Source organism: Cytophaga aurantiaca DSM 3654, from assembly GCF_000379725.1.
Classification (GTDB): Bacteria; Bacteroidota; Bacteroidia; order Cytophagales; family Cytophagaceae; genus Cytophaga; species Cytophaga aurantiaca.
This window is the reverse complement of record NZ_KB903638.1, coordinates 1-14696: the sequence shown is the minus strand read 5'-3', so window position 1 is coordinate 14696 and position 14696 is coordinate 1. Positions and strand designations below refer to the sequence as shown.

Sequence of the window (14696 nt, the reverse complement as noted above, 5' to 3'; positions counted from 1 at the left end):
GGGAATTAATAAGTTGTAAGCGCATAACATACAATATTTGCACCCATTTGCAGCGCTTTTGTACGCACTTCATCCGAATCGTTATATACTTGCTTATCTTCCCATCCGTTGCCAAGGTCGCACTCATAGCTGTAGAAAACAACTAAACGCCCTTTATATAGGATACCATACCCCTTTGGCGTTTTTCCATCATGCTCGTGCACCTTTGGAAGTCCATTGTTAAAATTATATTTCTGATGATAAATATCGTGTGAAAATGGAAGTTCAATTAAGTCACATTCAGGGAATATTTTTTTCAATTCAGGACGAATAAATTTATCCATCCCGTAATTATCATCAATGTGCAGAAAGCCTCCGCCAATTAAATAATTGCGTAAATTTTGTACTTCCGTAGAAGAAAACACCACGTTGCCATGCCCTGTCATATGTACAAGCGGATACTGAAATAAATCAACACTACCAGCCTCAACAACACTTTCTTCGGGAGCTAAATTAAGTCCGACATTCTTGTTGCAGAACGCAATCAGATTGGGCAGAGACGTTTTATTCGCATACCAATCACCGCCACCTTGATACTTCAGTTTTGCAATTTTAAATGAAGGTTGAAAAGTGGAAGAACAGAATAAAAGCAATACTGCAGATACTATAAATAATCTTTTCATTTCTCCTGAATCAAATTCAAAATATGGCAAGACGCAATGGCTGCCGTTTCAGTACGTAAGATAGAATTTCCTAACGATATTTTTACAAATCCTTTTTCAACAGCCTGCTGTACTTCTGATCCAGTAAAATCACCTTCCGGACCGATCAATACGATACACGATTTATTGGCAGGTACCAATTGCATGATTGTCGGTTTTATATCCTCGTCCAGACAAGCTATTAATTTGTATTCGTATGCAGAAAAATCCTGCTTTAAAAAATTATTAAATGCAATCAATTCACTGAAGACTGGAAGAAAGGGTTGACCGCTCTGCTTAATCGCTGCAAAAGATGTTTTCTCTAACTTAGTAACCGCTAAATTTTTGCGCTCAGAATGTTCTGTTAAAACAAAACTGAATGCATCAATACCAAACTCAGTGCATTTTTCAACAAGCCATTCCATACGCTCGATATTTTTAGTAGGAGAGATGGCTATATGTATTCGTGCAGCAGATCGTTTATCAATCTTTTGTTCTTCGATTATTTTATATCCGCACTTGCGATGATCTGCTTTTGTGATCTGTGCAGAAACAATAATGCCATTACCGTTTGTAACAGTAATGGCATCACCTTCTTTTAATCTAAGTACTTTCACAACATGAACAGATTCCTGTTCATCAAGTATGCATGAATAAACGTCTTTGTTTAAAAACAAATGGCTCATTACTTATTGCTTACCGTTCGAGATCTCGATGTTGATTGATTTACCTTTAATTTTATTGTTTCTCATTCCGTCCATAACCTGATCAACAAGATCATGAGGAAGTTCAACAAATGAATATTTATCGAAGATATCAATTTGTCCGATCTGAGAACCTTTGATGTTCGCTTCGCCAGCAAATGCACCAACGATATCGCCAGGAGAGATGCGATCAATACGACCAACGTTTACGAATAAACGTGCCATGCTAGCATCGCTTGTTCTTGGACGAGGTGTTCTTTCACGTCTTTCACCACCATCGCGGTCTCTTGAAGCTGCAGGTCTATCACCAAAACGCTCTGAAGAACGGCCATCTCTGCGAGGTCCGTCTCTTCTGTCGCCACGATCACCACCTCTTTCGAAACGACCACCACGATCACCACCTCTTTCAAAGCGGCCACCACGATCACCACGATCTTCAAACGTACGTTCTCTGCGTTCAGGTTCAGCTAAGTCTTTCATTTCTTTAGAAAGTAAAGCAATAGCAATCTGTTCAGCAGTGATACCTTTTTCCTTGTACTCTTCTAATAGATCAGCCCAGATTTTAATATTTGGTTTCTCTAATTCAGTAGTAATACGAGTAGCTAATTTATCTTTTTTATATGCTACTAATTCCTGACGGGTAGGAGTTTCAGCTTTTTCGATTGTTGCTTTTGTGTAACGCTCGATGTCTCTCAATTTGTATTTCTCATCATTGGTAACCAATGTGAATGATTTACCTAATTGACCTGCTCTACCTGTTCTACCGATACGGTGAACATAATTTTCGATATCCAACGGAACATCGTAGTTGATTACAGCATCAACACCAGTAACGTCAATACCACGTGCCGCAACGTCTGTAGCAACAAGAATGTTTGCCTGACCTTTACGGAACTTATTCATTACTTCTGTTCTGTCACGTTGTGTTTTATCACCGTGTAAGCTGATCGGATTGTGTCCGTATGCTTTCAATTCGTCTGTAACTTCTTCAACTTTTCTTTTTGTGTTACAGAAAATCAACATCAACTGAAGGTTATTCAAATCAATGATCTGCGTAACGATTTCTGTTTTCTGAGCATTTCTAACTAAGTAGTAGAATTGTTCAACAGTAGAAATTGTTAATTCTTTTCTTTCGATTTTGATAATTTCAGGATTGTTCTGGAAACGTTTAGCAAGCGCTAAGATAGGCGGTGCAAGTGTTGCAGAGAACAATACAGTCTGACGTTGTTCAGGTAAACGAGTTAAGATTAATTCGATATCTTCTCTGAAACCCATGTTCAACATTTCATCAGCTTCATCTAAAATGATCTGAGAAAGGTGAGAAGCATTAAGTGTACGTCTGTCTAAGTGATCAATAATACGACCCGGAGTACCAACAACAATGTGTGCACCGAATTTCAAATCTTTGATTTGTCTTTCGATTGACTCACCACCGTATACTGCAAGTACACGTAAGCCTTTTTTGAATTTAGCTAATTTTTTTAATTCAGTTGAAACCTGTAAAGCAAGTTCACGTGTAGGACAAAGAATTAATGATTGTGTTTGGTTGATAGAAATATCAACATGTTCAATAGCAGGGATACCAAAGGCAGCAGTCTTACCTGTACCTGTTTGTGCCTGACCTGTAAGGTCTTTGCCTGTCATTAAAATTGGAATTGTTTTTTCCTGGATAGGAGTAGCTTCAGAATAGCCAATAGATTCGATAGCCTCCACAACTTCAGGAGACAATCCAAGGTCTTTAAATAACATAGGATGTTTTTAATTTGTTAAATGAATTATTTCGTCGTCTTTTCTAGATTACATAATATATCCGAAAGGTGTAATGAAAAAATACCTTGGGACATCAAAATCTATTAATCCTAGAAACAGATTGACAAGTAGTATAGTCTACCTCGAGACTATAGGAGTGGTATTTTTTCAGCGGTGCGTCACACGCACATTCCTTGTGAATTAAGTCAGCCATTTGCCAACGCATTACTCAAAAGACATGCAAATATAAACTAATTAATTGATATAAAGAAATTTATTTTAAAAATATTCAGGAAAAGGCTAATTAGGCTCTCCCTGAATGTAAGTTTTTCCTTTATATTTAATAGCCACACCGATGAATAAAACAGCTGTTACGAACATAAGAATGGCATACATATAGAAGTAGGTTTCATGCTTAAAACGATGAAATGCCACTTTATAACCAGCTGGCAAATCTGATTTTTTAATCGTTTCAATAGCACTCCAACCATTATCTTCCAGTGTAAATTGTTTGGAAGTTGCATCTATAGTACCCACCAAATAGGTTCCGCCTAAAGGAATCGTATCTACAACATTTTTAGCTCCCTTTTGAAGAATGAATAGACCGGTTCCTTCTTCAAATTCTATTTTTTCACCCTTAACCGGAGTGTAATCTTTTATTGTTATATAAGTTTTTGCGCCGGTATCAATAGATGCAACTTCATAGTGTAAGTTGTTATAATTTGAAACCACAGCAACCAATATGTTTCCAAGAGAAATTGAAAACATGAAAATTCCCATTACCGTTGATTTCATTTGATTGGGTGCTTGTGTATAAGAAAACTCAAGCGCTGTAATCGAAACCATTACTTCAGCCATGGTTAAAACAAAGTAGGCGAGGAACTGCCACCATACACTTGTTTCAATGCCCGTAGAAATTCTCTTTTCAATATAAGCAGCTATTATAAAGGCTGCAGCACAAAGAAACATTCCAATCAGGATTTTTATTAGCGGTTTTAACGGAATGATTTTATTCAGAGCAGGGTAAATAACAAATGCCGATAATGGAATTAATATAAGTACAAAAAGAGGGTTCGCAACTTGTATCTGTGAAGGAAGGAGCGTAAACTCTACCCATCCAAAAAGATTAATATCCTTATTTAGAAAAGCACTTTTAGATTGGTAAACCCATGTACTTGAATGTTGGTCATACAGTGCCCAAAAGATGGCAATGAAAGCATATATAAATAACAGTCTACCAATAGCAGCCAAGCCTTCTTTTCCGAAAATTGTTTTGAAATAGGCTTTGCCAAAAGGAGGTACGTGAACGAATTTTTTTCTCCCCAACCAAAAAATGTATGTAGCAATGAACATGAGTATACCTGGTAATCCGAATGCATAAGCAGGTCCATAATGTTCCAATAAATAAGGTGTTAGTAAGGTACTGAATAGTGAACCGAAGTTAACGGCGAAGTAAAAAATAGAAAATACTTTTTCGATCAGGTGTTTGTTTTTTGTTCCGAACTGATCTCCTACATGCGCAGAAACACAGGGCTTGATACCACCTGCACCGATAGAGATCAACGTTAATCCCCAAAATAATCCATCCTTGGTTTCATTTAATGCGAGAACCAAGTGGCCAAAACAATATAGAATGGAAAGAAGCAGAATGGTACGATATTTACCAATAAAGATATCCGCTAAGAATGCTCCTAAAATCGGTGTAAAATAAACTGCTGAATTAAATGTATGACCCCATTCTGTTGCAGAACTTTCAGTCATATATAAATAATTGGTCATAAAAATGGCAAGGATTGCTCGCATGCCATAGAAGCTGAAACGTTCAGCAGCTTCGTTACCAACAATAAACGGAACACCTGAAGGCATTCCGTTCGTTGTTGAAGTTTCTATTCGTTGGTTACTCATATATGTGAACCTTGATTCTAATGCGATTTCTTATTTTCCTCCAAGCTGAGCATATAAGCGCTCAACATCTTCTTTCTTACAAAGCTCTGTACCAAAATTCATGGTTGCTGCGGTACCGCAGGCAACACCAAATTTGATTACATCTTCGTAGGAGCTACCTCTGGAAAGGCTTAATACCATACCGGCAACCATGCTATCTCCGGCACCTACGGTACTTTTCTTTTCTACCGGTGGTGCAGTTACGTGATAGATCCCTTGTTTTGAAGCTAAGAAAGCTCCGGCACCGCCAAGCGATACAACTAAGATCTCTACTTTACCGGAATTGATAATTTCCATGGCTGCAGATTCTTGTTGTTCGGTTGTAGTAAGTTCTTTGCCTACAATCTCGCTAAGCTCAGTAATGTTTGGCTTGCAAAGAAAAATGCCTTCTTTTAATGAATGCTTTAATGCATCTCCTGAAGTATCAAGGATTAAACGTGCTTTCTTTTGTAAAACAATTTGAGAAAGGCGTGTATAAAATTCATCGGGAACACCTTTAGGTGTACTTCCGCTTACTACAAAATATTCAAAATCATTTGCCGGATCCTGAATCACTGCAAGCATCTGTTCCCATTCTTCTTTATAGATCTCAGAACCAGGCATGCCAAAACGGAATTGATTGTTTGTAGAACGTTCTACAACAATGAAGTTTTCACGTGTCCAGTTTTTTATCTGAAAGGTAATCTGTTCAATTCCTTCCTCCGTTAATAATGTCTTAAAATGATTTCCTGTATCTCCGCCAATAGGGTATAGGGCTACAGAGCTTCCTCCTAATTTTTTAATTGCTCTTGAAACATTGATTCCGCCGCCGCCCGGTTGGTAAATAGGGTTGTCACAACGTAATTTATGCTCGGGTTGTACACGATCAACTGAAGTACTTTTGTCAAATGCAGGACTCAGCGTAAGTGTAAAAATAGAACTCTTCATAGGGATTAATTTTCTTCTAATGCTTCTAATATATCAATTAATTCGTCAAGATCTTTCCAACCCGGACGTTGTTCATCACCACCTTTTAAAGCAATGCCTTTTAATTCCAAAGACTGTATCAATGCTACGTCTTCTTTTTCAATTGGTAGTGCCCATAAAATGGTGTGATGTGTATTAACTTCTGATATAATTTCTTTGTGATTTTTCCAGTCTGCCCACTCAGATAACTCAAGCAAAACAAAGTTTGCTTCATCATACATCTGTTGTTTTATATCTTTCAAAACGGCCAGTTCATTGCCCGATGATATAGCAATTTTTTGAATACAGGTAATCTCAGACAGATCACTTTGAGAAATGCCTTCAACAGATTCAAATTGAATAAAATCGGGTTGGTAATGTTCGTTTATGAAAGATATTCTTTCAGGATTCAGAACGGAGGTGGAGGCAACTGTTTGAACACCTGATAACCAAGCAGTAATTGCCTTAAATAAGTCTGGAGTAACATATCTCTCTGCACCTTCTTCAACTTCAAAACCCATTAAATCTACCCCCATACCAGCTGCATAACGTGCATCAGAGAGGTTATTTACCGAGTTTAGTATTACCGGAATCGTTAATCCCATTCTTGTTTTCTTCTTGTAATTAAATCTAAATATGGGATAATTTATTCATAAATTTGTCAATTATAAAAGAAACTAAGTAAGCATTTAAATGGTTACTTAGTTTCTTAATAACGAATTCATTGAAAATGAGTAAAAAAGGTAGAGTATTGGTTGCCATGAGTGGTGGAATAGACAGTTCCGTTGCAGCAGTAATGTTGCACGAACAGGGCTATGAAGTGATTGGTATGACCATGAAAACGTGGGACTATGCAAACTTGGGCGGTAGCAAAAAAGAGACGGGCTGTTGCAGTTTGGACTCTATTAACGATGCCCGTAATATTGCAGTTAATCTGGGCTTTCCCCACTACATTGTTGACATACGTGAAGAGTTTGGTGATTATGTGATCAACCATTTTAATAAAGAATATTTAGACGGACGTACACCAAATCCGTGTGTATTATGCAATACCCATATCAAATGGGATTCGTTATTGCGCAGAGCAGATAAAATGGATTGTGATTTTATTGCAACCGGACATTATGCAAAAGTTCGTGAAGAGAATAAACGTTTCGTGATCTCTAAAGGCCTCGATGAAAACAAAGACCAATCATACGCTTTATGGGGCATCTCTCAGGAAAGCTTAAGCAGAACGATGTTCCCGCTAGGGCATCTTCATAAAACCGATATTAAAGCCATGGCTGCTGAGAGAGGTTTTATGGATCTGGTAAATAAAAGTGAATCCTATGAGATCTGCTTTGTGCCCGATAACGATTACCGTGGATTCCTTAAGCGCAGAAATCCTGGCTTGGAAGAAGAAGTAAGAGGAGGAGAATTTGTATTGGAAGATGGCTCTGTTGTTGGTAAGCACGAAGGATATCCGTTCTATACAATCGGACAACGTAAAGGCTTAGGTATTACATTGGGATATCCAGTATTTGTAACTGAAATACAAAAAGATACAAACAGAGTAATATTAGGTAGAGAAGAAGGCTTGAATCGTGATGGAATGTGGGTAGATCAACTTACCTTATCCAAATACGAAAATATTAAAGGCGGCGTTAAAGAAGCAATCACGAAAGTTCGCTACAACGACGATGGAACTTCGTCTTCTATAGAACAGGTTGGCGATGAAATTCGTGTGCTGTTCCATGAGCCTGTAAAAGCAATCGCGCCGGGACAAGCTGCAGTTTTCTATGAAGGAGAAGATGTAATTGGCGGAGGTTGGATCAAATCAAGTTTTAAACAAAACGGATGAAAAAACAGTTATTTTTTTTAGTATTGATTATACTATGTTTCTCATGTAATCACAAAAATGATTCAGTACCTGAGCTGACAGGAAAAGACTACTTTCCTACAGATTCTGGTAGATACTGGATTTACAATGTGCATGAAATAAAATACAATGCCGATACAACAGATACAATCTATCAGCGAAAGGATCTTATTTATAATTCATTCGAATTTCAAAATACAACCATATACGAACTCTATAGGTTTTATAAAACCAACGATGCAGTTGACTGGCCTCTGCAGCCTGATTCGGTCTGGTCATTTACAACGGATCACAATCAAATTACTTTAAAAGAATCGAATGTTGAATTTATTCGTTTGGTTTTTCCTTTATCGAATGGAGAAACATGGAATGCGAATTCAAAAAACATGGCGTTGCGCGACGACTATTCGGTAAGTAATTTTGGGAAACCGTATGGAGTTAATACATTTTATTTTCCGCAAACAGTTGACATTATTGAAGAGCATAGCCTGAATCTGGTTTACAAAGATTATCGAAATAGAATCTATGCGAAGAATGTTGGCTTGATTTATAAGAATTACGAACAATTAAATTTTAATACGGATCCTGGTAATATTGGTCTCGGTAAAATTGAATTTGGAAGCATCATTGAAGAATCCTTAATAGAATATGGTACTCCGTAGTCGTATAGTATGCATACTCTTTTTTTATTTTTTTGCTGCAACACTTTTGTTTGCTCAAACCAATTCATACATTTTATACTTAGCAGATAAACAAGGTACACAAGGCACACTTGATAATCCTTCCGATTTTCTCTCTGTACGTTCGATTGATAAAAGAATAGCGGAAAATATTGAATTGGATTCAACAGATCTACCGGTCTCACAAAATTATATTGATCTCTTAACAAATGCAGGTGCAGAAATTATCTACACTTCAAAGTGGCTGAACGCCGTTTGCATTAAAGCTATTCCGGCTGTTTACACAACGGTTTCTGCATTACCATTTGTAAAAAACAGTTCGGAAATGTATAGAACCTCCGGAGCACCAAATACACAGAGCATCACCGGAACGTTACAGCATACCAATTATGCAACGAACTATTCCGATTTTATGGGCATCACTCAAATGCATGAAAAAGGATTGAAGGGCGAGGGAATTATGATTGCCATAACCGACGCAGGATTTCCAGGTGTGGATACACTAACTGCATTCCGACATTTATGGAATAACAATCAGATTGTATATTATTTTGATGTTGCAGAAAACGAATCAAATGTCTTTAACGACGACAGTCACGGAACATTTATGTTGTCCGTTCTTGGAGCCGATACAAATAATTATAAAGGAATCGTTCCGGATGCAGATTATGTGTTATTACGAACAGAAGTTGGGGCAACGGAATCTAAACTTGAAGAATACAACTGGCTTCGGGCCGCTGAAATTGCAGATAGTTGTGGAGTAGACATTATATCTGTTTCATTGAGCTATACTACATACGACAGTGCTTCGGATAGCTACACATACGCTGATATGAATGGCAATACCAGCATTATAGCAAGAGCTGCTGATATGGCGTATGCGAAGGGAATGATCGTTGTATGCAGTGCGGGTAATGAAGGCACAAACGCATGGAAATACATTGGTACACCAGCAGATGCAAGAAATGTATTGGCCGTTGGTTCCGTTGAAGCGAACAACAGCAAATCAGGTTTCAGTTCCTTTGGCCCAAGTGCAGATGGAAGAATCAAACCGGATCTGTGTGCGTTGGGGTCTAATATTTATTGTATTAAACCCGACGGAAGTATTTTCAGCACAGGCGGAACATCCTTAGCTACACCTATGATTGCAGGTATACTTGCAGGTTTGAAACAACAGTATCCAAACTTATCCAATGACGTCTTAAAAAGTCTGTTGCTTCAATCCTGTGATAACTTTACACATCCTACTAATCAAAAAGGACATGGCGTACCTTATTTTCCGAATACGGTTGCTTACACTTCTGTTTATTCACAGAATTCAAAAATATTGATCGCACCGAATCCATATCAGTCCGGACAACTCATTCTTAAAGTTCCTGAAACAGATGTTTTATACACCATAGAAATATTTGATAATCAAGGTAAACTAGTATTAAATCAATCTCTTATCGCTTTTAATAATATGATTGAATTAAGTGCGTTTGTTCGTTCTTATTCTCAGGGTATTTATTTTATTTCGATAGAATCTATAAATGCACGAGAAACCTTAAAGTGGATCAAAATTTAGCGTCAACATTTCATATATTTGCACCTATGGCAAACGTAATTATAGCACCTAGTGTATTATCCGCAGACTTCGCGAATCTGGAGCGCGATGTAAAAATGATCAACTCCAGTAAAGCGGATTGGTTTCACATTGATATCATGGATGGCGTATTTGTTCCAAATATCTCGTTTGGTTTTCCGGTAATGCAGGCAATAAACAAGCATGCAACTAAACCGCTGGATGTACACTTGATGATTGTAAATCCTGAAAAATATATTGAATCGTTTAAAGATGCAGGAGCAGCAAATATTTCTGTTCATTACGAAGCATGTACACATTTGCATAGAACAATATATCAGATAAAAGATGTTGGCTGCAAAGCTGGTATTGCAATCAATCCGCATACTCCTATACATTTGTTGAAAGACATCATTAAAGACATTGATCTGGTATGTATGATGTCTGTAAATCCAGGTTTCGGCGGACAGAAGTTCATTGAGCATACGTATCAAAAAGTGCGCGACCTGAAACAATTGATTCAGGAGAATAATGCAAATGTATTGATCGAGATTGATGGCGGGGTAAATGATGTAACTGGGCCTAAGCTTGTAGCAGCTGGTGCGGATGCATTGGTAGCAGGCAATTATGTATTTTCAGCAAAAGATCCGATTGCTACTATAGAGCAACTCAAAAAAATATAAACGATTCATTCGTTAACCCTGTCAGAATGTATATTTCCAAATTCTTATATACGTTATTTTTTTTACTATTTCTGACAGGGTTATCCTATTCACAACAAGCTACATTAAAAGGATATGTAATCACGCCGGAAAATGATACCATTTCCGGTGCATACATTGTATTAAATGATTCAAGCATAATAGCCTCTACAAATGATAAAGGATATTACACCGCTACGATCCCTTGCTGTAAACAAATTACAATCTCTGTAAGAAGCATTGGCTTAAGTAAAACACCAACACTTGTATATGCCAAAGCTGATGAAACACGTGTATTGAACATACGTGCAGAAGAAGACTCTATACATTCCAGGACAATAGAAATTAAAGATTATGCGATACAGGATAACATCGTATACAATGCTGTTGAAATAAATACCATATCTGCGAAATATGTGCCTTCAGCATTTGGAGATTTTTCAAAGGTATTGCCTTCCATGGCATTGGGTGTATCAAGCAACAATGAATTGTCTACACAATATACTGTACGTGGCGGTAACTACGATGAAAACCTGATCTACATAAACGACATACAGATCTACACGCCGCAGCTTGCCAAAGCCGGACAACAACAGGGATTGAGTACCGTAAATCCGGATCTTATCAAACGCGTAAGTTTCAGTTCCGGAGGATGGGAAGCAAAATACGGCGACAAATTATCTTCTGTATTAAATGCGGATTATAAAACACCGAATCGTTACGCCGGATCCATAACGGCCAGTCTACTGGGCGGAGCGGCACACATTGAAGGTATAAATCAGAATAAAAGAATTTCATTTGTATCAGGAGCAAGATTGAAATCTGCTTCGTATCTTTTAAACACGCTGGATACAAAAGGAGAGTACAAACCTCTGTTCTGGGATTGGCAGACGTTAGTAACGTTTGATGTAACAAAAGCATCCAGATATAAATCAACTCCGGGGATATCAAAAGTTGATGTGCTCTTTATTGTTTCTAAAAATAAATATCAGGTTATTCCAACAACCAGACAAACCACCTTCGGAACACTTGATCAGTTGATACAGTTCGATGTTGCCTTTGATGGAAGAGATATCTTAACATACCAAACAACACAAGGAGGGATTCGTTACTCTCATAAGTTTTCCAATCGATTTAAATCAACGTTTGGGTTGAATGGGTACTTAGCTAACGAACGTGAATATTACGATATAGAGGCTGGTTATAGAATCAGTGAAGTGGATGCGGACCCAACATCGCCAACCTATAATCAGAATGCTGTAACAAAAGGCATCGGTTCTTATTTTGATCACGGTAGAAATTTATTCAAAGCTGGTTCTTTTATTTTGAGTGAAAGCAACACTTATCATCTCAATAAAAATAACGCATTTGAATTCGGAGCATCGTTTACCAGAGAATACATTAAAGATCATTACGAAGAATATAATTTTACAGATTCTGCCGCATATGTTAATCTTACACGTTCAGTATATCAAAATACAACATTGGCCTCCTCAAGAATACAAGGCTATCTACAGCACATACACACAATAGACTCTACACATACCTTTGTTACCGGACTTCGGCTGAATTACTGGTCGCTAAATCAGCAGGTACTTTTTTCTCCAAGAGTCCAATATACTTATCAGCCAAGAAAGAATAAATCTGTTAAGTTACGCATCGGAACGGGTCTGTATCAGCAACCGGCTTTCTTCCGCGAAATGCGGGCTTTAGATGGTACTATCAATAAAGATATAAAAGCGCAACGTTCGTTTCATTTCATTACCGGTATTGATAAAAAATTTATCCGCTGGGGACGAACATTTACATTGATCACAGAAGCCTATGTAAAATACATTGATCGTATTGTTCCGTATGATCTGTATGATGTACGTATTCGTTATTATGGAATTAATGACGGTACGGCCTATGCAGCAGGTATGGACATGCGATTGAATGGAGAGTTTGTGAAAGGAGTAGAGAGTTGGTTTAATCTGGGGATTCTTACAACGAAAGAAAATATTTCAAACGACGATAGAGGATACATCCGTAGACCAACAGACCAAAGGGTAACAGCTGCAATCTTTTTTCAGGATCACATACCAAACAATCCTACGTTAAAAGTATATCTGAGTTTGATGTATGGTTCGGGTTTGCCATTCGGTCCTCCGGGCAATCCTGAATACCGTTCTGCACTAACCGCGCCGGCATATGAAAGAGTAGATATAGGATTTTCTAAATTAATTACTTTCAACGATAAAGAAATTGTTAAGAAGAGTTTAATAGAATCTCTTTGGATCAGTCTGGAAGTACTGAATTTATTCGGCAATGTAAATGTCATCTCGTATCTATGGGTACCGGATTACAGCGGGAATAATTATGCAATCCCCAACACTCTTACTGCACGTGTTGTTAATTTGAAAACGATTGTGAGGTTTTAGTTGCTAGATACTAGTTTCGATTTAATTCTTTAGTTTAAACTTGTAAATCATTTTAATTAAATAAAATTATTTTATAATATGAAAATTTCAATTCCAATAAAACAGCATATGCTGATCTTATTTTTAGTAGTATTTTACATATTTAATTCATTTACATTAAAAGCACAAAAAAGAAATAATTTTGAAGGTTTAATTAATTACTCATCTGACGTAAATTTAGATGCAATCATTCCATCTAAATGGGATATATCAATAGATAGTTTAAAGAATGAAATTTCAGAAAATACAGACCTCATCTCTGATTATAGTACACTATTTATTTCTGGAAATTTGATTAAATTTAAAATATCTGATAATGATTCTTATTTTAATATTCTTAAAAAACAATTTCATTGTTATGATTCTACATGTGGATTATCAGGTCAATTAAGTAATAGAGATTTTAAAATAGTTGAAGATACCACAGTATATTCGATTAGAGGTATTGCATGTAAAAAGGTAGAGATAATACACCCTCTACAAAGAGATATTTATTACTATAGTCCTTTATTTTTAAAAGTAGACACTACGAATTATTCAAATTATAAAATAGGAGACCCATTCTTTCAATTTATTTGTAAAACCGGTCATCTACCAATAAAAATGGAGATAGGTAGGATGTACACATTTATAATGGATAATTTTCAAGATATAAAAGTTGATTCGAATGAATTTAAAATGCCCGACAAATATTGTCAGGCATTAATTGAATCGCAAACGAATTTAGAAAAGCCAAATAAAAACTATAAAACAGGACAAGAAAAAGAATTTCTGAAAGCTTTTTTAAATGCTTGTACATCTGCAAAAAATTTATCTTCTTTTATTTGTAATGAAGATATTCAAAACAACAATTATTTACTTCTTATCGATAATATTGGATACAATCATTTATTGAGTATTAATAAATTATCATCAAATACTTTTTTGGTAAAAATCAATATCAAAAACAGTTTATTGTTGGATGAAATGAATACATACATATTTACACTTACCAAGTAAAGATGGGTATTTATCATTAAAATTATTCAAACAACATATAGATGCTCCTGCATCTGATATTTATTTAGGCAATGAAATGAATGTAGCTTTCTGGGGCCAATTAAAATAAAAAATATACTAAACTGAAGTAATTACCTGTCATTCTACCAGCAGTAAATGCTTGGCCGAAAAGGCACAACCTTTAGATTTACGCCGTAGTAAAATTCCAAGAAATAAGAATTCATATTTATCAAAGCGAAAGACGGTATCAACCGTCCTTCTGCAGTGATACGATTCTGTTTGGGTATATTTTTATTCTAAAGAATTCTAAATAAATTAATTAAAATAACCACCGGCAAAGGTGAACTATGGCGCAACTAGGTTAGACCTATCCGTGGATTTAGTCCTTTGCCGGCTTATTTGAACAGGCATCA

12 protein-coding genes are annotated in these 14696 nt (G+C 36.6%); 6 read left to right on the top strand and 6 right to left on the bottom strand.

The genetic code is table 11. The features are described from left to right. Positions 1 to 5: 5 nt before the first annotated feature. The 6 genes from A3EE_RS0110310 to A3EE_RS0110285 all read right to left on the bottom strand — a co-directional run bounded on the left by A3EE_RS0110310 (position 6) and on the right by A3EE_RS0110285 (position 6627). Positions 6 to 662 (bottom strand): DUF4159 domain-containing protein, encoded by a 657-nt coding sequence (locus A3EE_RS0110310; RefSeq protein ID WP_018343364.1) that lies wholly within the window; start codon positions 660 to 662, stop codon positions 6 to 8. Further along, the gene (locus A3EE_RS0110305) at positions 659 to 1366 is read right to left on the bottom strand and encodes a 16S rRNA (uracil(1498)-N(3))-methyltransferase (protein ID WP_018343363.1); all 708 of its coding nucleotides are present in this window, start codon (positions 1364 to 1366) and stop codon (positions 659 to 661) included. The genes A3EE_RS0110310 and A3EE_RS0110305 overlap by 4 nt, the downstream gene beginning before the upstream one ends. A 3-nt stretch (positions 1367 to 1369) precedes the next feature. Beyond that, positions 1370 to 3133 carry a DEAD/DEAH box helicase gene (locus A3EE_RS0110300; RefSeq protein ID WP_018343362.1) on the bottom strand — a complete coding sequence of 588 codons (1764 nt, stop codon included), beginning with the start codon at positions 3131 to 3133 and terminating at the stop codon, positions 1370 to 1372. Positions 3134 to 3433: 300 nt separating this feature from the next. Next, positions 3434 to 5038 carry a POT family MFS transporter gene (locus A3EE_RS20360; RefSeq protein ID WP_026209721.1) on the bottom strand — a complete coding sequence of 535 codons (1605 nt, stop codon included), beginning with the start codon at positions 5036 to 5038 and terminating at the stop codon, positions 3434 to 3436. A gap of 30 nt (positions 5039 to 5068) precedes the next feature. Then, positions 5069 to 6004, bottom strand: a complete 936-nt coding sequence (locus A3EE_RS0110290) for a 1-phosphofructokinase family hexose kinase (protein WP_018343360.1) — start codon at positions 6002 to 6004, stop codon at positions 5069 to 5071. Positions 6005 to 6009: 5 nt separating this feature from the next. After that, positions 6010 to 6627: a beta/alpha barrel domain-containing protein gene (locus A3EE_RS0110285; protein WP_018343359.1), complete on the bottom strand. Its 618-nt coding sequence runs from the start codon at positions 6625 to 6627 to the stop codon at positions 6010 to 6012. 125 nt (positions 6628 to 6752) lie between these two features. Between A3EE_RS0110285 and mnmA the strand changes: the two genes are divergently transcribed. The 6 genes from mnmA (at position 6753) to A3EE_RS0110255 (ending at position 14283) form a co-directional block, all read left to right on the top strand. Beyond that, complete coding sequence (gene mnmA, locus A3EE_RS0110280; RefSeq protein WP_018343358.1) at positions 6753 to 7862, top strand: tRNA 2-thiouridine(34) synthase MnmA; 1110 nt, start codon at positions 6753 to 6755, stop codon at positions 7860 to 7862. Continuing rightward, the gene (locus A3EE_RS0110275) at positions 7859 to 8542 is read left to right on the top strand and encodes a hypothetical protein (protein ID WP_018343357.1); all 684 of its coding nucleotides are present in this window, start codon (positions 7859 to 7861) and stop codon (positions 8540 to 8542) included. The genes mnmA and A3EE_RS0110275 overlap by 4 nt, the downstream gene beginning before the upstream one ends. Further along, entirely contained in the window at positions 8529 to 10127 is a 1599-nt protein-coding gene (locus A3EE_RS0110270; protein ID WP_018343356.1) for a S8 family peptidase, read from the top strand. Before A3EE_RS0110275 ends, A3EE_RS0110270 begins: the two co-directional genes overlap by 14 nt. Before the next feature lie 26 nt (positions 10128 to 10153). Beyond that, positions 10154 to 10807 (top strand): ribulose-phosphate 3-epimerase, encoded by a 654-nt coding sequence (rpe, locus tag A3EE_RS0110265; protein ID WP_018343355.1) that lies wholly within the window; start codon positions 10154 to 10156, stop codon positions 10805 to 10807. Between the two features lie 26 nt (positions 10808 to 10833). After that, on the top strand, positions 10834 to 13245 hold the full coding sequence (locus tag A3EE_RS0110260; protein WP_018343354.1) for a TonB-dependent receptor: 2412 nt from the start codon (positions 10834 to 10836) through the stop codon (positions 13243 to 13245). A 78-nt stretch (positions 13246 to 13323) separates the two neighbouring features. Then, positions 13324 to 14283: a hypothetical protein gene (locus tag A3EE_RS0110255; protein WP_018343353.1), complete on the top strand. Its 960-nt coding sequence runs from the start codon at positions 13324 to 13326 to the stop codon at positions 14281 to 14283. Positions 14284 to 14696 lie beyond the last annotated feature (413 nt).

Bases quoted from the DNA above. Each gene is read 5' to 3' on its own strand.
- A3EE_RS0110310 (WP_018343364.1), bottom strand. From the start codon at position 662: ATGAAAAGATTATTTATAGTATCTGCAGTATTGCTTTTATTCTGTTCT.
- A3EE_RS0110305 (WP_018343363.1), bottom strand. From the start codon at position 1,366: ATGAGCCATTTGTTTTTAAACAAAGACGTTTATTCATGCATACTTGAT.
- A3EE_RS0110300 (WP_018343362.1), bottom strand. From the start codon at position 3,133: ATGTTATTTAAAGACCTTGGATTGTCTCCTGAAGTTGTGGAGGCTATC.
- A3EE_RS20360 (WP_026209721.1), bottom strand. From the start codon at position 5,038: ATGAGTAACCAACGAATAGAAACTTCAACAACGAACGGAATGCCTTCA.
- A3EE_RS0110290 (WP_018343360.1), bottom strand. From the start codon at position 6,004: ATGAAGAGTTCTATTTTTACACTTACGCTGAGTCCTGCATTTGACAAA.
- A3EE_RS0110285 (WP_018343359.1), bottom strand. From the start codon at position 6,627: ATGGGATTAACGATTCCGGTAATACTAAACTCGGTAAATAACCTCTCT.
- mnmA (WP_018343358.1), top strand. From the start codon at position 6,753: ATGAGTAAAAAAGGTAGAGTATTGGTTGCCATGAGTGGTGGAATAGAC.
- A3EE_RS0110275 (WP_018343357.1), top strand. From the start codon at position 7,859: ATGAAAAAACAGTTATTTTTTTTAGTATTGATTATACTATGTTTCTCA.
- A3EE_RS0110270 (WP_018343356.1), top strand. From the start codon at position 8,529: ATGGTACTCCGTAGTCGTATAGTATGCATACTCTTTTTTTATTTTTTT.
- rpe (WP_018343355.1), top strand. From the start codon at position 10,154: ATGGCAAACGTAATTATAGCACCTAGTGTATTATCCGCAGACTTCGCG.
- A3EE_RS0110260 (WP_018343354.1), top strand. From the start codon at position 10,834: ATGTATATTTCCAAATTCTTATATACGTTATTTTTTTTACTATTTCTG.
- A3EE_RS0110255 (WP_018343353.1), top strand. From the start codon at position 13,324: ATGAAAATTTCAATTCCAATAAAACAGCATATGCTGATCTTATTTTTA.